Raw genomic sequence first — 22,330 nt, forward strand, 5'->3', positions numbered from 1 at the left:
TAGCCGAGACATAGGCTGAGGGCCCATGGAGCCCCCCACCGAAGCTCACCCGCTGGACGTCCTCCCCCTTCCCGGGTTGACGCTCCGCGACGGGGGTGCCGACTTCTCCGTCTTCGCCTCACACGCGACCGCCGTCTGGTTCTGCGTCTTCGAGGGAGATGTGGAGCACCGGATCGCGCTCACCCAGCGCTCGCGCGGCTGGTGGTACGGGCACCTCCCCGGCATCGGGCCGGGCACGCGCTATGCGCTGCGCGCGGACGGACCGTGGGATCCAGGGCGCGGCCATCGCCATAACCCCGCGAAGCTGCTGCTCGACCCCTACGCCAAGGCGCTCGAAGGGAGTCTGGAGACCTCGGCCGCCATCTACGGCCACCGCGTCGAGGAGGACTGGACCACCGACGACGACGAACTGCGCAGTGACCTCGACTCAGCGGCGCAGATGCCGCGCTGCGTGGTGATCGATGACGGCTTCGACTGGGGCGAGGATGCGCGGCCCAACCGGCCCCTGTCGGAGTCGGTGATCTACGAAGCTCACGTCCGCGAGCTCACGATGCAGCACCCCGACATCCCCGAGCACCTCCGCGGGACCTACGCCGGAGTGGCCCACCCGGCGACCATCGCCCACCTGCACCGGATCGGCGTCACCGCGATCGAGCTGCTCCCGATTCACGCCTTCGCCGACGAGCCGCATCTCGTGCGGCTTGGGCTCACGAACCACTGGGGCTACAACACGCTCGGCTTCTTCGCCCCCCACGCCCCGTATGCGTCGGCCGACGAGCCGCAGGCGCAGATCGCCGAGCTGAAGGGGATGATCAAGCTCCTCCACCAGGCCGGCATCGAGGTGCTACTCGATGTGGTCTACAACCACACGGCGGAGCAGTCGGTCGCTGGAGCGACCCTCTCGTGGCGTGGGCTCGACGCCGCCTCGTACTACCGGCTGGACGAGCGCGGGCGGGATGTGGACGTCACGGGCACGGGCGGCACGCTCGACCTGCGGCACCCGGCGGTGGCCCGGATGGTCCTCGACTCGTTGCGGTACTGGGTCACCGAGTACCACGTCGACGGGTTCCGCTTCGATCTGGCCATCGCGCTCGCCCGCGGCGAGCATGACGACTACGACCCCAACCACCCCTTCCTCACCGCGCTGCGGACCGACCCGATGCTCTCCCAGGTCAAACTCATCGCCGAGCCGTGGGATATCGGGCCGCACGGGTGGCGGACCGGCCAGTTGCCCCACCCCTTCAGCGAGTGGAATGACCGGTTCCGCGACTCCGTGCGGTCCTTCTGGCTGCACGATCTCGGCCGGCACCTCGAGCGGCACGAGGACACCGGTCATGGCGTGAGCGATCTCGCCACCCGCCTCGCGGGGTCCGAGGACGTCTTCGGGGCCCCCGAGCGAGGACCCGAAGCCTCGATCAACTTCGTGACCGCGCACGACGGCTTCACCCTGGCGGACCTCACCGCCTACAACCACAAGCACAACCACGACAACGGCGAAGACAACCGGGACGGCTCAGACCACAACCTGTCCTGGAATCACGGCGTCGAGGGGCCGACGAACGACCCCGCTGTCCTCACCCTGCGGCGGCGCTCACTCCGAAACCTCCTCGGGACCCTGCTGGTCTCGACCGGGGTGCCGATGATCGCCTCCGGCGACGAACTCGGGCGCACGACCAACGGCAATAACAACCCGTATGCCCTGAACTCCCCAGTCACCTGGATCGACTGGGATCTCGACGGCTGGCAGGAAGACCTGGTGGCCACCACGGCCCATCTCGCCTATCTCCGGCGAGCGTTCCCGACGCTGCGCCAGCGCCGCTTCTTCACCGGCAACCCGATCACCGACGACGGCTCGACCGATATCGCCTGGTACGACGCGGACGGCCATCTCATGGGCGCGCAGTGGGACGAGCGATGGCGCCGCACGCTGCAGATGTACTTAAACGGCGCCCACCTGGGCTTCGAGTCGGTGCTCGTCGTCCTCCACGGCGATGCCTACGACGGCGCGGTGGTGCTGCCATCGCCGCCCGGACTCGTCGGCTACCGGCTGCTCTGGGACAGCGCCTGGGAGCGGCCCGATGAAGGGAGAGACTCCCCCTCCATCGGGCCGGGCGAGGTCCCGATCGCCGGCGCCAGCATGAGGATCTACGCCGCCGTCGACCCCACCTGAGTCGCGGCTCGGATCAGGCGTTCGCGACCAGACCGAGGGCGGCAGAACTCGCCATCAGCCGGTGGTAAGGCAGCACGCGGACGGTGTAGCCGAACTGCCCCGTGCGCTCGATCGAGACCTGGCCGGTGAACTTGGACTTCCCGTCCTCGTAGCGCTCGACGAAGGTGAGCGGCGTCGTCGACCAGTCGGTGATGTCATCGGTCGTGAGCGCCGCGCGCCCGTGGACGACCTGCACCTCCACCTCGTCGGCTTCGAGCCCGTCGAGTTCGACATAGGCATCGACCTCGAGGACCTCGCCGACCTGCGGGCTGTCGGAGATCCCGCGGGACTCCACGTGGTCCACGCGCACGTCTGACCACCCCGCGCGCACCTTCGCCTTGTAGGCGGCGAGGCCCTTGGCCCCGGCGTAGGTGTCCTCGCGCACGGCCGTATTGGAATCGGACGCGGGGAGGTAGAGCCGCTCGGTGTAGTCGCGGACCATGCGGGTCGCGAGCACCTTCGGGCCGAGGGTCGACAGGGTGTGGGTCAGCATCGCGAGCCAGCGGTGCGGCAAGTCCGCCTCATCCCGGTCGTAGAAGCGCGGCGCCACCTGGGTCTCGATCAGCTCATAGAGCGCAGCGGCCTCGAGGTCATCGCGGCGGTTCGGGTCCTCGACACCGTCGGCGGTGGGGATCGCCCAGCCGTTCTCGCCGTCGTACCACTCGTCCCACCACCCGTCGAGGATGGAGAGGTTGAGCCCGCCGTTCAGGGCAGCCTTCATGCCGGAGGTCCCGCAGGCCTCGAAGGGGCGAAGGGGGTTGTTCAGCCAGACATCGCAGCCCGGGTAGAGGTGCTGGGCCATCGCGATGTCGTAGTTCGGCAAGAAGACGATCCGGTGGCGCACCTCGGGGTCGTCGGCGAAGCGGACCATCTGCTGGATCAGCAACTTGCCGGTCTCATCGGCCGGGTGGGATTTGCCCGCGATGACGAGCTGCACGGGACGCTCCGGGTCGAGCAGGATGCGCTTGAGCCGCTCCGGGTCGCGCAGCATCAAGGTGAGGCGCTTGTAGGTCGGCACGCGGCGCGCGAAGCCGATCGTGAGGACATCGGGGTCGAGCACCGAGTCGGTCCAACCGAGCTCGGCCTCGGACGCACCACGCTTGAGCCACGAGGCGTGCAGGCGGCGCCGGGCCTCGTCGACGAGCCCCTCACGCATCACTCGCTTCGTCGCCCAGATGCGGTCCGCCGGGATGCCACCGATCCGCTCCCAGAGCGCGTGCTCCTCGACCTGGCGGCTGCCGAGGAACTCGGCCGCCAGATCGAAGACCTGGTCATCGACCCAGGTCGGGGCGTGGACGCCGTTGGTGATGCTCGTGATCGGCACCTCGAGGTCGTCGAAGCCCGGCCAGAGGCCATCAAACATCTCCCGGCTCACCACCCCGTGGAGTTGGGAGACGCCGTTGGCCCGCTGGGCGAGACGCAGGCCCATCACGGCCATATTGAAGATGCCGGCGCTGCCCCCTTCGTACGTCTCCGCACCCAAGGCGAGCAGGCGCGAGACGGGGACACCCGGGAGCTCTTGCTCCCCGCCGAAGTAGACCTCGATCAGCTTGGCATCGAAGCGGTCGATCCCCGCGGGGACCGGGGTGTGCGTGGTGAAGACGGTGCCGGCGCGCACGGCCTCTTGGGCTTCGTCGAAGGACATCTCTTCCCCGACGGTGAGTTCGCTGATGCGCTCAACGCCGAGGAAACCCGCGTGGCCCTCGTTGGTGTGGAAGACATCGGGCTCCGGCGCGCCGGTCAGGCGGGACCAGAGGCGAAGGGCGCGGACCCCGCCGATGCCAAGGAGCATTTCCTGCTGAAGGCGTTGCTCGCCACCGCCGCCATAGAGCCGCTCGGTGACCTGACGCATCGCGTCGTCATTGCCGGGGACATCGGAGTCGAGGAGGAGAAGGGGGACGCGACCGACCTGGGCGCGCCAGACATGGGCCCGCAACTCGTGCTCGCCCGGCATGTTGACGGTGATGACACACGGGGTGCCGTCCTCTTCGCGAAGCAACGCGAGCGGGAGGCCCTGCGGGTCGAGGACCGGGTAGTCCTCCTGCTGCCAGCCGTCGCGGTTCAGCGACTGCTTGAAGTACCCGGTCTTGTAGAAGAGCCCGACGCCGACGATCGGCACGCCGAGGTCGGAGGCGGCCTTTAGGTGGTCGCCGGCGAGGATCCCGAGGCCTCCGGAGTACTGCGGCAGCACCTCGGTGATGCCGTACTCCGGGCTGAAGTAGCCGATCGCGCGGGGCGGGTGATGGCCGGCCGCGGCCTGCTCCTCACTCCAACTCTGGTACCAGCGCGGTTCGCTCAGGTACTGGTCGAGATTCGCCTTCGCTTCGCGGACCCGCTCGACAAACTCCCCATCGGCGGCGAGTTCGGTGAGCTCGGTCGATGAGAGGTCAGAGAGCAGTGAGACCGGGTCGCGCCCGACCTGCTCCCAGCGCTCGGGGTCGATCTGGGCGAAGAGGTCGCGAGCGGGGGTGTACCAGCTCCAACGCAGGTTGCTCGCCAGTTCGCCGAGGGCGGCGATCGGCTCGGGGAGGACGGTGCGGACAGCGAAACGACGGATGGCCTTCACCCGGCCCAGCGTAGGGCCCTGCCGGACCGGGAGGAAAACCCGCCGGTCAGCCCACCGCCAGGTGCTCTCGAAGTGAGCGAAGGGGGCCTCGCGGCCACCCCGATCTGCCCCCGCGGGGTCTTCCCACTGCCCGGGGTGCGACCGGTAGGTTTAACGAGGTGAGCCCCGACGTCGCCGCCCCCCGACCGCCTGCCATCCCGAGCCCCAGCGCGACCGTCGTCACCCCCGCGCCGCCACCGGTGACGGCAGCCCCGCAGGTGCCGATCGGCCGCATTCCCGTGCAGGATGTGCGCCCCACCGTCGATCACGGCGCGCGCCCCGCGAAATCGGTCGTGGGTGAGCCCTTTGAGATCACGGCGACGGTCTTTCGCGAGGGACACGACGCGGTCAATGCGAGCGTCGTGTTGACCGATCCCGATGGCGCGTCTCACCGGTACCCGATGACCTCGACCAACCCGGGGCTGAACACCTGGGCCGCGACCGTGACCGCCGACCGCCAGGGCACCTGGTCCTACCGGGTCGAGGGCTGGTCCGACCCCTTCGGCACCTGGATGCACGACGCCACGATCAAGATCCACGCCGATGTCGACGCCGAACTGATGCTCCACGAAGGGGTCAAGGTCTTGACTCGGGCCCTGGACGTGCCCGACCGCACTCCGTCCGGGCGGCAACTCATTCGGGATGCGATCACAGCGTTGCGCGAGGGCGAGCACTTCCCCCTCGCCCGGCTGCACGCGGCGACCACGCCGGAGCTCCTCGCCGAGTTGCGCGCTCACCCCCTTCGCGAGTTCGTCTCCCCCGGAGCGGATCTGCCCCTGCTCGTCGAGCGCCCCCTCGCCCTCACCGGCTCCTGGTACGAGATCTTCCCGCGCTCCGAGGGCGCCTACTACGACGAGGAGGCCGAGCGCTGGGTGACCGGCACGCTCCGCACGGCGATGAAGCGCCTCCCCGCCATCGCCGACATGGGCTTCGACGTCGTCTACCTCACCCCGATCCACCCGATCGGCACGACCGCGCGTAAGGGGCCTAACAACACCCTCGACGCCGGGCCGGAAGACCCCGGTTCCCCCTACGCCATCGGCTCCCCCGATGGTGGGCACGACGCGATCCACCCCGAGCTCGGGGACTTCGACGACTTCGACGCCTTCGTCGCCCGGGCCCGCGAGCTCGGGATGGAGGTGGCCCTCGATATCGCCCTGCAGTGCTCCCCCGACCACCCGTGGGTCGCCGAGCACCCGGAGTGGTTCACCACCCGCGCGGACGGCACGATCGCCTACGCCGAGAACCCGCCGAAGAAGTATCAGGACATCTACCCGCTCAACTTCGACAACGACCCGGCCGGCATCTATCGGGCCGTGCGCGACATGATCCAGGTCTGGATCGATCACGGCGTCACCCTCTTTAGGGTCGATAACCCTCACACCAAGCCGGTCGAGTTCTGGCAGTGGCTGATCGCCGATGTGGCCAAAGACCACCCCGACATCATCTGGCTCTCCGAGGCCTTTACGAAGCCCGCGATGATGCACACCCTGGCGAAGGTCGGCTTCCAACAGAGCTACACGTATTACGCCTGGCGCAACACCGCGCACGAACTCGGTGAGTACGCCGAGGAAGTAAGCGGTGAGGCCGGGGCGTACATGCGCCCCTCCTTCTGGCCGACGACCCACGACATCCTGACTCCCTACATGCAACTCGGCGGCACCGCCGCGTGGAAGGTGCGGGCCGCGCTCGCGGCGACCCTCGTCCCGACCTGGGGGATCTACGCCGGGTATGAGTTGATGGAGCACGTCGCCCGGCCGGGCGCCGAGGAGCAGATCGACAACGAGAAGTACCAGTTCAAGGACCGCCGCTGGTTCGAGTACGAACCGGGCGGACCGAAGGAGGGGCAGTCGCTCGCGGGCTGGCTCACCATGCTGAACCGGATCCGCCGGGAGCACCGCAGCCTCCAGCTCCTGCGCAACTTCACTCGCCATCACGTCGATGACGGCAACCTGCTTGCCTTCTCCAAGACGGCCACCTTGCCCGACGGCACCGAGGACACGGTGGTCGTGGTGGCGAACCTCGACCCGCACAGCACCCGCGAGTCGGTGGTCCGACTACAGATGCCCGCTCTCGGGCTGGACTGGGACGCGAGATTCGCCGTGACGGATCTGATCACCGGGGCCGAATGGGATTGGGGCCAGGCCAATTACGTCCGGCTCGGGCCCGACACCGAGCCGCTCCACATCCTGCACGTTCGGCGCTGAGATGGCGACGATCTACGACGTCACGCTGACGCCCGGCAAGGACGACCTCGTGACCGCCTGGATGGGCGGGCAGCGGTGGTATGCGGCCAAGGGGCGCACCCCGAGACTTCGGCGGCTGGACTCCTGGCGCCTCGACGATCCGGCCGGCGAGGTCGGGATCGAGACGATCATCTTCCTCGATGAGGCCGGCCCGGAACCGACGATCTACCAGGTGCCGCTCACCTACCGCGGGGCTCCGCTGGAAGGGGGCGAAGCCGCTCTCGTCGGGGAGCTCGAGCACCCCGTCCTCGGTCATCGGTGGGTCTACGACGGCCCCCACGATCCGGTGTACGCCGCCCAACTCCTCGCCCTGATCGATGGGCGAGCCGAGGCCCAGCACGGGAGCCGGAGCGATACTCCGGATCTCGATATTGCGGGCGCTCCGCACCCTGCGTGGACCGTCCCGTGGACTCTTCGGGAGACTCGCGTGCTCACCGGGGAGCAGTCCAACACCTCGATCATCTACGACCTCACCGACGACGAAGGGAGTCACCGCCCGGTCATCGCGAAGGTCTTTCGTACCCTCTCCCCTGGCGAAAACCCCGACGTCGTGATCCAGGGGGCGCTCGCCGCGTGGCACTCCCCCTTCATTCCGGCGACCGTCGGGCATGTCGCCGGGGCGTGGGAGCGCCCGGACGGGACGACCCGCGATCACGGGCACCTCGTCTTTGCCCAGGAGTTCCTGCCCGGCGCTGCCGACGCGTGGCGGGTCGCGCTGGACCTCGCCGCGGAGGGGACCGATTTCACCGAGCGCGCCTTCGCCCTTGGCGTGGCCACCGCCGAAGTGCACTCAGCGCTCGCACGCGCCCTACCGACCGAGGACGCGAGCGCCGAGCGCATCGCCGACATCGTCGCGGGGATGCGTCATCGCCTCGCGCTCGCGACCAACGAAGTCCCCGCCTTAAACACCGTCGTCCCCGCCGCGCGGGAGTTGCACGCGATGCTCTCCGACCTCCCGTGGCCCCCGATGCAGCGAATCCACGGTGACTACCACCTCGGACAGGTCCTCGATGTGCCTGATCGGGGCTGGGTGCTGATCGATTTCGAGGGCGAGCCGCTGCGCTCCCTCGCCGAACGCAACCGGCTCGATTCCCCCCTTCGCGATATCGCGGGGATGCTGCGCTCCTTCGACTATGTCGGCGGCAGTTTGGCTCGGGGTGCTAGGCCGGTCGATGCCAGCGCCTGGGTCGAGGCGGCCCGGACGGCCTTCCTCGACGGCTACGCGAGTGTCGGTCAGGACCCCCGCCTCGCGTATCCCGAACTGTTGCGCGCCTTCGAGGTCGATAAGGCCCTCTACGAGGTCATCTACGAGGCCCGGAACCGGCCGACCTGGCTGCCCATCCCGACGATTGCTATCACCCGACTCCTAGAAGAGGTTGCCCCGTGAGCGTTATCCCCCCTTCCGCCCTCTGGGCGCTGTCGCACGGCCGCCATGCGCTGCCCCACGACGTGCTCGGAGCACACCTCGTCGATGGTGCCCTCACCGTCCGGGTGCTTCGCCCCCTCGCCGAGCAGGTGCGGGTGCGCTTCGAAGACGGCGAGGTGGTGACGCTCGAGCACATCGGTGATGGGATCTTCGCTGGCACGCACCCGAGCGCCGACCGGACCATGGATTACCGCGTCCTCACGACCTGGGGCGATGGGGTCGAGCACGAGGCCGATGACCCCTACCGCTTCGCCCCGACCCTGGGTCAGGTCGACCAGCACCTCTTCAACGAAGGGCGCCACGAGCAACTCTGGACGGTGCTTGGCGCGCATGTGCGTCGCTACGTGGGGCCGCTCGGCGATGTCGAGGGGACCTCCTTCGCGGTCTGGGCACCGCGGGCGAAGGCGGTGCACGTCGTCGGGGACTTCAACGGCTGGGACCCCGTCAGTCACCCGATGCGCAGCCTCGGCTCCTCCGGCGTCTGGGAGCTTTTCGTCCCCGGGGTCGGCGATGGCACGACCTACAAGTTCGCGATTCGCGGCGCCGATGACGTGGTGCGGCTCAAGGCCGACCCCATGGCACGGCTCGCCGAAATCGCGCCGGCGACCGGCTCGGTCGTGACCGCGAGCGAGTACGAATGGGGCGACGGCGGGTGGATGGAGCATCGCGCGACCCACAACCCGCACAACGGACCCATGAGCATCTACGAGGTGCACCTCGGCTCCTGGCGTCAGGGGATGTCCTATCGCGATCTCGCCGAGCATCTCGTCAACTATGTGCGCGATCTCGGCTTCACCCACGTCGAGCTGCTGCCCGTCATGGACCACCCCTACCCGCCGTCTTGGGGGTACCACGTCACGAGCTACTACGCGCCGAACGCGCGCTTCGGCTCCCCCGATGACTTCCGCTATCTCGTGGACGCGCTGCACCAGGCCGGGATCGGCGTCATCCTCGACTGGGTGCCCGGGCACTTCGCGACCGATGAGTGGGCCCTGCCCCGCTTCGACGGGCTCCCGCTCTACGAGCACCCGGACCCCCGGCGCGGCTGGCAGCCCGACTGGGGCTCGTTCATTTTCGATTTCGGGCGGCTCGAGGTGCGCAACTTCCTCGTCGCCAACGCCCTCTATTGGCTGGAGGAGTTCCACATCGATGGCCTGCGCGTCGATGGCGTCGCCTCGATGCTCTACCTCGACTACTCGCGCCGCGACGGCGAGTGGCTGCCCAATGTCCACGGGGGTCGGGAGAATCTCGAGGCCATTGGCCTGCTCCAGGAGGCCAATGCCACCGCCTACAAGCGAGTACCAGGGGTCGTCACGATCGCGGAGGAGTCGACCTCATGGCCCGGGGTCACCGAGGCGACGACGAGCGGTGGGCTCGGCTTTGGCCTGAAGTGGAATATGGGCTGGATGAACGACGCCTTGCGCTATCTCGCCGAGGACCCGATCAACCGGCAATACCACCACAACCTGCTGACCTTCGCGATGATGTACGCGTACAGCGAGAACTACCTGCTCCCGATCAGCCACGACGAGGTCGTGCACGGCAAGGGGTCGATGCCGCGCAAGATCCCCGGCGGCGACGGCGACCAACTCGCGACGCTGCGCGCCTTCTACGCCTATCAGTGGGCCTTCCCCGGTAAGCAACTCCTCTTCATGGGGTGCGAGTTCGCGCAGACCTCCGAGTGGGGCGAGGGTCGTTCCCTCGACTGGCACCTGCTCGACTACCCGGCGCACTATCGGGTGCACAACCTGGTCAAGGAACTCAACGGGCTCTACCGCGAGCACCCGGCCTTCTGGGCCCTGGATTCACACCCGAGCGGTTTCGAGTGGCTCGACGCCGATGACAATGCCGGTAACACCGTCTCGTTCCTGCGCTTTGGCACCGAGGACCGCTCCGGCGATGTGGTCGCCGCCGTGATCAACTTCGGTGGGTCCGACCGCGATGACCTGCGGATCGGGCTTCCTCGCCCCGGGCGCTGGCGGATCGTGATGGATAGCTCCGGCTTCGACGAGGCCGGTTCACCCAGCCAGGCCGGCGTGGTCGTCGACACCGAGGATGTCCCGTGGCAGGGACAGCCCTACTCGACGCGGATTCGCGCCGCCCGACTGAGCGGGGTCTACCTGGTGCCCGATGTCGAGCTGATCGAGACCACCCCCGCTGCCGCCTCCGAGGAGGAGCCCGAGGTGCTCGCGCTCGAACCGACCGAGGTGGTGACCGGTCCGATGGCCGAGTCCCTCGACGTCGAGCAGGTCACGCCGAAGCACTAGCGGCCGAGCATGACGAAGGGGGTGTACCGACCAGATTTGGTCGGCACACCCCCTTTCGATCATTGGGGTCGGCGAGGACGCGTCGACTATCGGCGGAGCGTGCCGTAGGTGACCTGGTTGGTCCAGATCTTGCGCTTCTTGACCTTGCGGCCGCTGCCGGGCGAGTCGACAATCTGACCCTTCCCGACGTAGATCCCGACGTGGTACGGGTTGTTGCGGCTGCCGAAGAAGACGAGGTCGCCGGCGCGGACCTTGCCTCGGCTGATGCGCTTGGTGGCGCGGCGCTGCTGCGTCGCCGTGCGCGGGAGCTTCACGCGCTGCTTCTTGTAGACGGCCTGGACGAACCCGGAGCAGTCCGCGCCTCGGGTGAGGCTGGTACCGCCGCGGCGGTACGGGGTCTTGTTGACCCGGGTCTTGGCGAGCTTGGCGGCCTTGTTGGCGCGCGTCGACGAGGTCTTGACGACCGCGGCTTCGGCCTCGGGCGGAGTCACCGCCTGAGCAGCGACGAAGCCGCTCGTGGTCAGGGCAACGGCGGCCAGGAATGAAGTGGGCTTGAGGGCATAACGCACGAATCGATGTCTTCCGCAGGGGTCAGGGACACGGTCGGGCGAGTGGCGACCTCATCGCGAGCGACGGGGCTGCCTGCAGCTCGACGATGAGCCTGATCCACTGTGGCGGTACGCCGACCGGGGAATATCATCACGAAATGGTCACGGCAAAGCAACTTTTCGTGACGAGACCCCAACCACACTCCCCTCTGCGGCGTCACCCGGGGTGCGCCACCGGGACGTTAGAACAGCGCGCTCATCAACGCGGTCCGACCGCGACGCACCCGCTCGTCCTGCGGCCCGACCACGTCAAAGAGGCCGATCAGGTGGTCCTTGGCCCGGGTCCGCTCATCCCCGGCGGTCCGGCGCACGAGATCGACCAGGCGGGAGAAGGCATCTTCGATATGGCCGCCGAGCACGTCGAGATCGGCAACGAGCAGCTGCGCATCGAGGTCGTCGGGGTTCTCCGCCGCGGCAGAGCGCGCGGCGTTCAGGTCCACGCCCGCCGTGCGCTGCATCAATCGCACCTGGCCCAGTCCGAGCGCTGCGTCGGCGTCCTTGGGATTTTCGGCGAGCGCCCGCTCGTAGGCCGAGGCGGCGGCCTCGAGGTCGTCGCGCTCGATGGCGTCGAAGGCCTCTTGGTGCAGCGGCGAGAGTTCCTCTTCGCCCTGGTCCGCCACCGCGGCGGTTTCCACCCGGCCGGTGACGCCGTGCTGCACGGCGAGCGCGAGCAGTTGGTCGACCACGGAGCGCACCTCGGCAGCGCTCACCACTCCGGTGAAGAGGGGCACCGGCTGCCCCTGGACGAGCCCCAGCGCGATCGGCACCTCCGGCGGGCGGAGCGCCTGGGCAAGGCCCGGGTTGGCCGAGATGTCGATGCTCACGACCTGGAGGCGGCCCTCGAGTTCGTTGGCCACGGCGAGCACCGTGTCCAAGAGCTCGCGCGACTGCGGCATCTGCGCCGACCACACCACGGCGATGGCCGGCACGGAGACCGTCCGGCTCACGATCTGGTTAAACGTCGCGTCCGTGCCCTCGATCAGCAGCCCGGTCTCGGTGGCTGCTGCGCCCCCCGGCGGCTGGCCGCCCGGGGCGGCAGGGGTCGCGTTGGCGCCGGTCGCGCCGAGGGAGGTCAGGTCGACAGCGCCGCGCAGGCCAGGAGTCGGTTCGCTCATGGCAGGCATTGTCTCTCACCGCCCCGGCCCGTGATGCCACCACCCCAGAGCTCGTCCGATCGATCTCTTTCGTCGGGGCTCCGCGCCCACCGCGCGCCCGGATGGACGGGGTTTAGGTCGCGACGACCTTCTGCAGGTTTTCCGCTGCCCCCACGATCCGGGCCTTGCCGGTCTCGGGGACAACCATCGCGACGGTCTCGACGTAGGTCCACACAATCTTCTTGCTCGCGGACTTCTTGTTCGCGATCTTGGCCGCGTCTCCGGAGAGCGAGAGCTTTTTGGTGTCCTTGGTCGCCGTCACCGTGTCGGTTCGGGTGGCCGAGACGAAGAGGATTCGGCCGCCATCGGCGAGATCGAAGGAGGCCGCCTGCTTGCCGTCAATGGTCGTCGACCGGGTCAGCTTGCCGAGCTTGCCGACCTCCTTGGCCGCCTCATCGGCATTGGCCCGCAGGGCGCGCGAGAAGCCGTCATTGACCGACACCGAGTCCGGGGTCTTCTTCGGCTTGGGGTAGGCGACCGCCTTCGCCCAGGTGTTGGCCGCAGCCAACGCGTCATTATTGGCCTTTTCGCCAAGGTGCGCGCCAGCACCGTCCTCGGGCGCGCCGAGGCTCGGCACCGAGGCACCGCTTGCCATATCCACCGTGGTGAAGAGGCTAAAGGCGCTCTTGGAGTCCTCCGCGACCAGCAGGTGGAGTCGTTGCACGTCGCCGTCACGGGTGGTCGCCAAGATCGCCCGTGGCCACTGCGCCCCTTCGCTCACCGCCAAGACCTCCGGTTCGGCGGGACGGGTGACATCGGGGGCCGATGCCGGCGTCGAATTGGTCTTAACCGCCGCGGCCGCCTGGGTCTTGGCGGGGCCGGTCAGGACCTCGGCTCGGGCCTTCGCGGCACCGGAACCGGTTTCGCCGAGGGCCGCCTGGGCCGACTCGAGGACCCGGGAGGTGACCTTCTGCGCGGCCGAAGGGGTCATCGCGGCGCCGTCGGTGACCTCGGCCGGGGCGTCATGCACGCCAGCGAGGTCAGATCCGAGCTCACACGCTCCGAGACCAAGAGGGAGGGAGAGGGCGGCCACCACGGCGAGGGCGCGGCGGCGGGTGGTCTGCTGCAACACGTTAGGGCTCCTGCGTCGTCGGAGGCGTCTGCGCGCGCTGGCGCGTGCCGGTCTCCGGCTGAGTGTCGATCGAGGTCTCGGGGTCGGTGACGTCGGCTTCCGCAGCGCGGGGCGCGGCGCGGTGCTCTCTCGTCGTGTCCTGCTCCGCGGAGGGTTCGAGCTCGACCGAGGTCTCGTCGGAGGCGCCGGATCGCGGCTCGGCGTCCACCGGCACGTCGGGTTCGGCGTCCTGCGTGTCGTCAGCGCCGCGCTGTTCCGTGCGCGAGGTGCGGCGGCGAGCCCCCGGGGGACGGACGGCGAGTCCAATCCCAAGGACGAGCAGGATGAGCCCGGCGATCAAGAGGATGAGGCTCTTGGTAAACCACCCGTCATCGCTCACCGTGAAGGTCAGCGAGTCGATGGTCGATCCCTCGGGAGCCGCGACCACGAGCGTCTGCGGCGCCTCTTCTTGCTCGATCGTCGTCGTGAGCGGACCCACGCCGGTCACGATGCCCTGCCAGACATCGAGCGAACGCGGCTCGCGCGCTGCGTCACCCTCGTCGGTGGCCGTCGTGAGGGCCCAGTCCTGCACCTCGACGCCGGTGACGCGGGTGACCTTGGCCCCCTGGGTCACGGTGGTGACATCGGAGGGTCGAGCCGTCCCCATCCAGACCTCGGCATCCCCGGCCGTCGCCGTGACCCGGATCGGGTGATCGACGCGGTTCAAGACCGTCGGCTCCAGCACGACGATCTGGCTCCCGGGGGTCGCCTTAAAGGTGGCGGTCCCCGACGTCCCGAGCGACGAGACAAACCAGCCGCCGATGATCGCCGCGACCAACCCGACCAGGGCAATGACAACCCCGACGGCGCGAATGATCCGCTGCACGCGTGCTCCTTGACAATCGACGATGGTGTTGCGCTACTGCGCTCGAGTAGGCCCCCCACCTTCGCAAATCCCCGCGAAGGTCACAAATCGGTCACGGCGAAGGGGGCGGGGGTAGCGCCGGTGGGCGCATCCACCCGTACCCAACGCGCGCTCGCCCGCCAGGGTTCCGTCGGCTGTGGCGGGAGTCCCTCGGCCGCTGAAACGGAGGCGGTCAGCCCCGGTTGCTCTTCGTGAGGGCCTGCTCGACCCGGGAGACCTTGGCCTCGAGCTCCCCTTCGTATCCGGGGCGGATGTCGGCTTTGAGGACGAGCGAGATCCGCGAGCCGAAGGGTGCCACCGCCTCGGTCGCCCGCCGGACGACATCGAAGCACTCATCCCACTCCCCCTCGATCGTCGTGAACATCGCATCCGTGCGGTTCGGCAGGCCGGAGTCGCGAACGACCTGGACCGCGGCGGCGACCGCCTCGGAGACCGAGCCGTCGGCCCGGCCGGTGCCGCTCGGGGCGATGGAGAAGGCAACGAGCATGATCGGCTCCTTAAGGGTCGTCCCCGCCCCGGCGAACCGGGACGGGGACCGGTAGTCCTCGTCTCCGGATCAGGCGCTTGGGACCCGCACGATGAGCGCATCGCCCTGCCCGCCGCCACCGCAGAGGGCCGCAGCGCCCACACCGCCACCGCGGCGCTTCAGCTCGTTGGCCGTCGCGAGCACGACGCGGGCACCGGACATGCCGAGCGGGTGGCCCATGGCGATCGCGCCACCGTTGGGGTTCACGACCTCATCGTCGAGGCCGAGCTTCTTGGCCGACGCGAGACCGACCGCCGCGAAGGCCTCGTTGATCTCGACGACCTTCAGCTCCGAGGGCTCGATGCCCTCCTTGGCGCAGGCGGCCTCGATCGCGTTGGCCGGCTGGTCCTGCAGGGTCGAGTCCGGTCCGGCGACGACGCCATGGGCGCCGATCTCGGCGAGCCAGGTCAGCCCCAGCTCTTCGGCCTTGGCCTTGCTCATCACGACGACCGCGCAGGCACCATCGGAGATCTGCGAGGCCGAGCCGGCGGTGATGGTGCCCTCGCGGTTGAAGGCGGGGCGCAGCCGCCCGAGCGACTCGGTGGTCGTGTCGCCGCGGACGCCCTCGTCGGTCTTGAAGACGACTGGGTCACCCTTGCGCTGCGGGATCTCCACCGCGATGACCTCGTCGTCGAAGACCCCCTTCTCCCAAGCAGCGGCGGCGCGCTGGTGCGAGCGGGCCGAGAAGGCATCCTGCTCCTCGCGGGTGAACTTCTCGGTCGAGCTGTTGCGGGATTCGGTGAGCGAGCCCATGGCCTGATCGGTGAGGACATCGTGCAGGCCGTCGTAGGCCATCGAGTCCTTCACGGTGACGTCGCCGTACTTGTAGCCGTCACGCGACTTGGTGAGCAGGTGCGGCGCGTTGGTCATCGACTCCTGGCCACCGGCGACGACGATCTCGAACTCGCCGGCGCGGATCAGCTGGTCGGCGAGGGCAATGGCATCGAGCCCCGACAGACACACCTTGTTGATCGTGAGCGCGGGCACGTCGAGCGGGATCCCGCCCTTCACCGCGGCCTGCCGGGCCGGGACCTGGCCCTCGCCGGCGAGCAGCACCTGACCCATGATCACGTAGTCGACATCTTCGCCCTTCACCCCGGCCTTCTCGAGGGCACCCTTGATGGCGAAACCACCGAGGTCGGAGCCGGAGAATCCCTTCAGAGATCCGCTCATGCGGCCCATGGGGGTACGCGCACCGGCGACGATGACGGACTGAGGACGTTCGGACTGCGACACGAGGGGCCTCCAACGGCAGTGGTGGATCCGGCGCGGCCCAATCGCCGCGCTCCTTGATCGCCACTGTACGACGCGGGCGAAGGGGGTGGGCAGGCCCCCGGCCCGTGGTCGTGGCCACACCGGCCTACCGGAGCACCGAGCGCGCCCTAGGCTTACGAAATATGACCGCTGATCTCTTCACCCACATCGACCACGTCGGTGTCGCTGTCCCAGACCTCGACGCCGCGATCACCTTCTACCGCGATGTCTACGGCATGGAACTCGCGCACGAGGAAACCAACGAGGAGCAGGGCGTGCGCGAGGCGATGATGCGCGTCGGGGACTCCGGATCGTGCATCCAGTTGCTCGCGCCGCTCACCCCCGAGTCGACCATCGCGAAGTTCCTCGACCGCAACGGCCAGGGCATCCAGCAGCTCGCCTATCGGGTCGCGGACATCGACGCCGTCGGTGCCACCTTGCGCGAGCGCGGCCTCCGTCTGCTCTATGACGTCCCGAAGCGGGGCACCAGCAACAGCCGGGTCAACTTCATTCACCCCAAGGACGCCGGCGGCATCCTGGTGGAGTTGGTCGAGCCGGCCGCCGACGCCGAGCACTGAGCCATCTCCCCCTTCGGCCGGGCAGCCCGACTCCACGTGAGCCAGGTCACCCGTGCCGTGGGTCTCACGAAGAGGCCTGCTGGCCCCTTGATGAGTAGGTTCGAACGAAGGACCGCCACCGCCTGCCCCAGCGGTAGCCGTGGCGTCATCCACCCATCCCGACCACGACCCTTTAGGCCGAGGAGTTAGTAAAAAACCGATGAGCATGCAGCAAATCAAGGACGCCATCCTCTCCGGCGATCGCTCGCAGGAGACCTACGAGGCGCTGGAGATCCCCGAGACCTACCGAGCCGCGACCGTCCACAAGGACGAGGTCGAGATGTTCGCCGGGATGGCAAGCCGCGACAAGGACCCCCGCAAGTCGCTGCACATCGACGACGTGCCGGTCCCTGAGCTGGCGCCGGATGAGGCCCTCGTCGCCGTGATGGCGAGCGCGATCAACTACAACACCGTGTGGACCTCGATCTTCGAGCCGGTCTCGACCTTCGGTTTCCTCGAGCGCTACGGCCGCCTCAACAAGTACGCCAAGCGCCACGACTTGCCGTACCACATCGTCGGCTCCGACCTCGCTGGCGTGGTCCTGCGCACCGGTGGCCACGTGAGCAAGTGGAAGCCCGGCCAGGAGGTCGTCGCGCACTGTCTGTCGGTCGAGCTCGAAGACGCCGACGGGCACAACGACACGATGATGGACCCGCAGCAGCGCATCTGGGGCTTCGAGACCAACTTCGGTGGTCTCGCCGAGCTCGCCATCGTCAAGGCGAACCAGCTCATGCCGAAGCCGGACCACCTCACCTGGGAAGAGGCCGCCTCCCCCGGTCTGGTCAACTCCACCGCCTACCGGCAGCTGATCTCCAAGAACGGCGCCGCGCTGAAGCTCGGTGACCGCGTCCTCATCTGGGGCGCCTCCGGTGGCCTCGGGTCGTACGCGACCCAGATGGCGCTCGCCGCTGGCGCCGAGCCGATCTGCGTCGTCTCCTCCCCCGACAAGGCCGAGATCTGCCGCGCGATGGGCGCCAAGCTCATCATCGACCGGCGCGAAGAGGGCTACCAGTTCTGGAACGAAGAGGGCACCAAGCAGAACCCGAAGGAGTGGCAGCGCCTCGGCAAGAAGATCCGCGAGCTGACCGGCGGGCACGATGTCGACGTCGTCTTCGAGCACCCGGGCCGCGAGACCTTCGGCGCCAGCGTCTACGTCACCCGTAAGGGCGGCAAGATCGTCACCTGCGCGTCGACCTCGGGCTACATGCACGAGTACGACAACCGCTACCTCTGGATGAACCTCAAGTCGATCGTCTCCAGCCACTTCGCGAACTACCGCGAGTCCTGGGAGGCCAACGAGCTGATCAACCGCGGGCTCGTCCACCCGACGCTGTCGAAGACCTACCCGCTCGAAGAGGTCGGCCAGGCCGCCCTCGACGTGCACAAGAACCTCCACCAGGGCAAGGTCGGCGTGCTGACCCTCGCCCCGGAGGCTGGCCTCGGCGTCACCAACCCCGAGAAGCGGGCGGCCTTCGAGACCGAGATCAACCGCTTCCGTAACGCCTGACCCGTTACGGGGATCGCCCACGCGAAGGGGGCGAGCGGCACCTACCCGGTGCGGCTCGCCCCCTTCCTGCGTGTTGCCCTAGACCTAGGAGTGGCTCGGCTCTGCGTCCAAATCGACTGCGGCAGCAGCGAATTGGGCCTGGTAGAGCCGTGCGTAGGCGCCGCCTGCGGCGAGGAGCTCGTCGTGGCTCCCCTGCTCGACGATCCGGCCGTCCTCCATCACCACGATCAGGTCGGCATCGCGGATCGTCGAGAGGCGGTGGGCGATGACGAAGCTGGTCCGGTCCCCGCGCAGGGCGGTCATCGCCTGCTGCACAAGGCGCTCGGTGCGGGTGTCGACCGAGCTCGTCGCCTCATCGAGGATTAGCAGCGCCGGGTCCGAGAGGAACGCCCGGGCGATCGTGAGGAGCTGCTTCTCACCGGCCGAGATATTGCCCCCTTCGTCGTCGAGTTTGGTCTCGTACCCATCGGGAAGGGAGTGGACAAACCGGTCGACGAAGGTCGCCTCGGCGGCGGCGCGCATCTCATCGGGAGTCGCGCCGGGGCGCCCATAGGCGATGTTTTCGCCGATGGTGCCGGCGAAGAGCCAGGTGTCCTGGAGCACCATGCCGATCCGCGAGCGCAGATCCTCGCGGGTCATCGAGGCGATATCGATGCCATCGAGGGTGATCCGCCCGGAGTTGAGCTCGTAGTAGCGCATGATCAGGTTGACTAGGGTCGTTTTGCCCGCGCCGGTCGGCCCCACGATGGCGACCATCTGTCCGGGTTCGACCCGCAGGTTCAGGTGCTCGATGAGCGGCCGCTCCGGCGTGTACGAGAAGGACACGTCCTCAAAGACCACCCGACCACACGCCGTCTCGATCGTCGGCGCCTCGTCCGCGTCCGGCGACTGCTCCTCGGCGTCGAGGACCTCGAAGACGCGCTCGGCGGAGGCGATCCCCGACTGCATGAGGTTCGCCATCGACGCGACCTGGGTCAGCGGTTGGGTGAACTGGCGCGAGTACTGGATGAAGGCCTGCACGTCACCGAGGGTCATCGAGCCGGATGCGACCCGGATCCCGCCGACGACGGCGATCACGACGTAGTTGAGGTTCCCGACAAACATCATCGCCGGCATGATGATGCCGCTTACGAATTGTGCCTTGAAGCCGGCATTGCGCAGCTCGTCGTTGCGCGCTCCGAAGGTCGCCTCGGCATCGGGCTGCCGACCGAAGACCTTGACCAGGCCATGGCCGGTGTAGGTCTCCTCGACGACGGAGTTGAGCTCGCCGGTCGACTTCCATTGTTGGGAGAAGTACCGCTGGCTGCGCTTGCCGACGACCGCGGTGATCGCCACCGAGATCGGGATCGTCACGATCGCGATGAGCGCGAGCAGCGGCGAGATCCAGATCATCATGGTCAACATCGCGATGACCGTGAGCAGGCTGGTCAGGAGCTGGCCGAGGGTCTGTTGCAAGGACTGGGCGACATTGTCGATGTCGTTGGTCACTCGGCTCAGCAACTCCCCGCGCGGCTGCTTGTCGAAGTATGGAAGGGGGAGCCGGTTCAGCTTGGTCTCGACCTGGGCGCGCAGATCGAAGACGATCCGATTGACCGCCGTCACGAGCACGCGGCTTTGCAGGTAGGACAGGACCGAGGAAGCCAGGTAGACGATGATCGCGATCATCAGCACCCGCCCGATCGCCTCGAAGTCCATGCCCTGCCCCGGGACGAGATAGGGCATGGCAGCAACCATGTCGGCCATCTCGTTTTGCCCGCTCGCGCGCAACCCGGCGGCGACCTCTTCGACGCTTTGACCGGGCTCCATCTGACCACCGACAAAGCCGGCGAAGATCAGGTTGGTGGCTTGGGCGAGGATGGCGGGTCCGGCGGCGGTGAGCGCGACCGAACCGAGGGCGAGGGTGACCGCGGCCATCACGCGGGCTCGCTCCGGGCGGAGGGCGCCGATCAACCGACGGGCGCTCGGCCAGAAGTTCTTCGAGCGTTCGCCGGGGACGTTCATCGCCATCGGCCCGTGCCGCGGACCGCTCGGTTGACGGCGGGCCGCTGCGGCCTTCTCCTCGGCGGTGGGGACCTCGCTCATGCCGCCTCCTCCCGGGTCGCCTGGCTCTCGACAATCTCGACATAGGTCGGGCAATCGACGAGGAGTTCTTGGTGGGTACCGTCGCCGACGACGCGCCCGTCTTCGAGCACCAGGATTCGGTCGGCGGTCACGATCGAGGACACGCGCTGGGCGACGACGAGGACGACGGCGTCGGCGGTCACTGGCTCCAGGGCCGCGCGCAGCCGTGCGTCGGTGTTGAGGTCGAGCGCCGAGAAGGCGTCGTCGAAGATGTAGATCCGTGGACGCCGTGCGATGGCCCTGGCGATGGCCAACCGCTGGCGTTGGCCGCCGGAGAGGTTCGTCCCCCCTTGAGCGACCTCGGAGTCCAGGCCATCGGGTAGGTCTCGGACGAAGTCGGCCGCTTGCGCGATCGTCAGGGCCTCCCAGAGTTCGTCCTCGGTGGCGTCGGGCTTGCCGTAGCGCAGGTTGCTCGCGATCGTGCCCGAGAAGAGGAAGGGGCGCTGTGGGACGAGGCCGATCAGCGACCACAGCTCATCGAGGGCCGCATCTCGCACGTCGACACCGCCGACCAGGACGCGTCCTCCGGTCGTGTCGTAGAGGCGCGGGACCAGGTCGATCAAGGTGGTCTTGCCCGACCCGGTCGACCCGATGATCGCGGTGGTCTGGCCCGGCTCGGCGCGCAGGCTCAGCCCCTGCAGGACCGGAGAGTCCGCGCCGGGATAGGTGAACTCCACCTCTTCCATCACGATGCCCGGGTTGGCGGTGGTGATGGGCTCCGGGTTGGCGCTCTCCACCACACTCGACTCGGTGCTCAACACCTCGTCGATGCGACCCGCCGAGACCGCAGCGCGCGGGATCATCATCGACATCATCGTCGCCATCATCACCGACATCAGGATCTGCATGAGGTACTGCATGAAGGCGATGAGCGAGCCCACCTGGATCTCGCCGGACTCCACGCGTCCGGCGCCGAACCACAGCACCGCGACGGTCGAGACGTTGAGGATCACCATCACGATGGGGAAGGCAAGGGCCATGAGGCGCCCGACCGCGAGGGCCGAGTTGGTGTAGGCGGTGTTGGCCTCTTCGAAGCGCGCTTCCTCGGTCTCTTCGCGGACGAAGGCGCGCACCACGCGGACGCCGGTGATCTGCTCGCGCAGGATCCGGTTGACCGAGTCCACCGACCTTTGCATCCGCCGGAAGTTGGGGATCATCTTGCGGATCACGAGGCCCACCGAGACTGCGAGGGCGGGGACCGCCACGGCGACCAACCAGCTGAGGCCCACGTCTTCGCGCAGGGCCATCACGATGCCGCCGACCATCATCATCGGGGCGCTCACGAGGATCGTCAGGGCCATCGTGGTGAGCTGCTGAATCTGCGTCACGTCATTGGTCGTGCGCGAGATCAAGGTCGGTGGGCCGAAGCGGGCGAGCTCCTGGGCGCTAAACGACCCGACCCGGTGGAAGACCGAGGCCCGCAGCCGCGCCGCCATCTGGGCCGCCGCCCCGGCACCGAGCCAGGTCGCGCAGATCGTGGTGACGACCTGCACGACGGTGATGCCGAGCATCAGCGCGCCATGGCGAAGGATGTAGTCGATGTCCCCGTTGGTGACGCCTTCGTCGATGATCTGCCCGTTGAGGCTCGGGAGGTAGAGCGAGGCGAGGGTCGCGGTGACCTGGAGGACGAGCAGCAGCGCGAGCCGCGGCCCCATGCCGGCTAAGTTGCGGCGGATCAGGCGTAGAAGCACCTTGGGATTGTGTCATCTTGAACGACCAGCCACACGGGGCTCACCACACCGGGGCCACCGTCCCCTTCTTCCACCCCTTCCTTCTTCGCACCGCAAATGCCCGGGCATTCTTCGTCGCAAATG

The 22,330-nt window shown here is 68.2% G+C and carries 15 protein-coding genes; 6 read left to right on the plus strand and 9 right to left on the minus strand.

All coding sequences use genetic code 11. From position 1 onward, the window contains the following. Positions 1-25: 25 nt before the first annotated feature. Positions 26-2,170, plus strand: coding sequence for a glycogen debranching protein GlgX (gene glgX / locus AB8K43_RS13530; protein WP_370894733.1), 2,145 nt, complete (start codon positions 26-28; stop codon positions 2,168-2,170). Between the two features lie 13 nt (positions 2,171-2,183). Here the strand turns inward: glgX and glgP are convergent, their stop codons facing one another. Then, complete coding sequence (glgP, locus tag AB8K43_RS13535) at positions 2,184-4,775, minus strand: alpha-glucan family phosphorylase (protein WP_370894734.1); 2,592 nt, start codon at positions 4,773-4,775, stop codon at positions 2,184-2,186. 158 nt (positions 4,776-4,933) lie between these two features. Between glgP and AB8K43_RS13540 the strand changes: the two genes are divergently transcribed. From AB8K43_RS13540 to glgB, 3 genes are read left to right on the plus strand one after another with little or no spacing between them, the layout of a single operon-like run. After that, the gene (locus tag AB8K43_RS13540; RefSeq protein WP_370894735.1) at positions 4,934-7,021 is read left to right on the plus strand and encodes an alpha-1,4-glucan--maltose-1-phosphate maltosyltransferase; all 2,088 of its coding nucleotides are present in this window, start codon (positions 4,934-4,936) and stop codon (positions 7,019-7,021) included. Between the two features lies 1 nt (position 7,022). After that, positions 7,023-8,447 (plus strand): aminoglycoside phosphotransferase, encoded by a 1,425-nt coding sequence (locus AB8K43_RS13545; RefSeq protein WP_370894736.1) that lies wholly within the window; start codon positions 7,023-7,025, stop codon positions 8,445-8,447. Beyond that, a complete protein-coding gene (gene glgB / locus AB8K43_RS13550) occupies positions 8,444-10,753 on the plus strand; it encodes a 1,4-alpha-glucan branching protein GlgB (RefSeq protein ID WP_370894737.1) in 2,310 nt (769 codons plus the stop codon). Before AB8K43_RS13545 ends, glgB begins: the two co-directional genes overlap by 4 nt. 86 nt (positions 10,754-10,839) lie before the next feature. Here the strand turns inward: glgB and AB8K43_RS13555 are convergent, their stop codons facing one another. The 6 genes from AB8K43_RS13555 to AB8K43_RS13580 form a co-directional block, all read right to left on the minus strand. Beyond that, a complete protein-coding gene (locus tag AB8K43_RS13555; protein WP_370894738.1) occupies positions 10,840-11,322 on the minus strand; it encodes a C40 family peptidase in 483 nt (160 codons plus the stop codon). 221 nt (positions 11,323-11,543) lie between these two features. Beyond that, positions 11,544-12,476 carry a tetratricopeptide repeat protein gene (locus AB8K43_RS13560; protein WP_370894739.1) on the minus strand — a complete coding sequence of 311 codons (933 nt, stop codon included), beginning with the start codon at positions 12,474-12,476 and terminating at the stop codon, positions 11,544-11,546. 112 nt (positions 12,477-12,588) lie between these two features. Further along, on the minus strand, positions 12,589-13,587 hold the full coding sequence (locus tag AB8K43_RS13565) for a hypothetical protein (protein WP_370894740.1): 999 nt from the start codon (positions 13,585-13,587) through the stop codon (positions 12,589-12,591). Between the two features lies 1 nt (position 13,588). After that, positions 13,589-14,452 (minus strand): hypothetical protein, encoded by an 864-nt coding sequence (locus tag AB8K43_RS13570; protein WP_370894741.1) that lies wholly within the window; start codon positions 14,450-14,452, stop codon positions 13,589-13,591. A gap of 211 nt (positions 14,453-14,663) precedes the next feature. After that, entirely contained in the window at positions 14,664-14,978 is a 315-nt protein-coding gene (locus tag AB8K43_RS13575; RefSeq protein ID WP_370894742.1) for an MTH1187 family thiamine-binding protein, read from the minus strand. A 69-nt stretch (positions 14,979-15,047) separates the two neighbouring features. Then, positions 15,048-16,253 (minus strand): acetyl-CoA C-acetyltransferase, encoded by a 1,206-nt coding sequence (locus AB8K43_RS13580; RefSeq protein ID WP_370894743.1) that lies wholly within the window; start codon positions 16,251-16,253, stop codon positions 15,048-15,050. Positions 16,254-16,414: 161 nt separating this feature from the next. Between AB8K43_RS13580 and mce the strand changes: the two genes are divergently transcribed. Both mce and ccrA read left to right on the plus strand, forming a co-directional pair. Beyond that, positions 16,415-16,849: a methylmalonyl-CoA epimerase gene (mce, locus tag AB8K43_RS13585; protein WP_370894744.1), complete on the plus strand. Its 435-nt coding sequence runs from the start codon at positions 16,415-16,417 to the stop codon at positions 16,847-16,849. A 205-nt stretch (positions 16,850-17,054) separates the two neighbouring features. After that, complete coding sequence (gene ccrA, locus AB8K43_RS13590; protein WP_370894808.1) at positions 17,055-18,395, plus strand: crotonyl-CoA carboxylase/reductase; 1,341 nt, start codon at positions 17,055-17,057, stop codon at positions 18,393-18,395. Between the two features lie 84 nt (positions 18,396-18,479). On the opposite strand, the gene AB8K43_RS13595 is transcribed toward ccrA, so the two are convergent. Both AB8K43_RS13595 and AB8K43_RS13600 read right to left on the minus strand, forming a co-directional pair. Continuing rightward, a complete protein-coding gene (locus AB8K43_RS13595; protein WP_370894745.1) occupies positions 18,480-20,477 on the minus strand; it encodes an ABC transporter ATP-binding protein in 1,998 nt (665 codons plus the stop codon). Beyond that, positions 20,474-22,207: an ABC transporter ATP-binding protein gene (locus AB8K43_RS13600; RefSeq protein ID WP_370894746.1), complete on the minus strand. Its 1,734-nt coding sequence runs from the start codon at positions 22,205-22,207 to the stop codon at positions 20,474-20,476. The genes AB8K43_RS13595 and AB8K43_RS13600 overlap by 4 nt, the downstream gene beginning before the upstream one ends. Between the last annotated feature and the right edge of the window lie 123 nt (positions 22,208-22,330).

The organism is Janibacter sp. GXQ6167 (assembly GCF_041365945.1).
In the GTDB taxonomy this organism is placed as follows: domain Bacteria; phylum Actinomycetota; class Actinomycetes; order Actinomycetales; family Dermatophilaceae; genus JBGFSK01.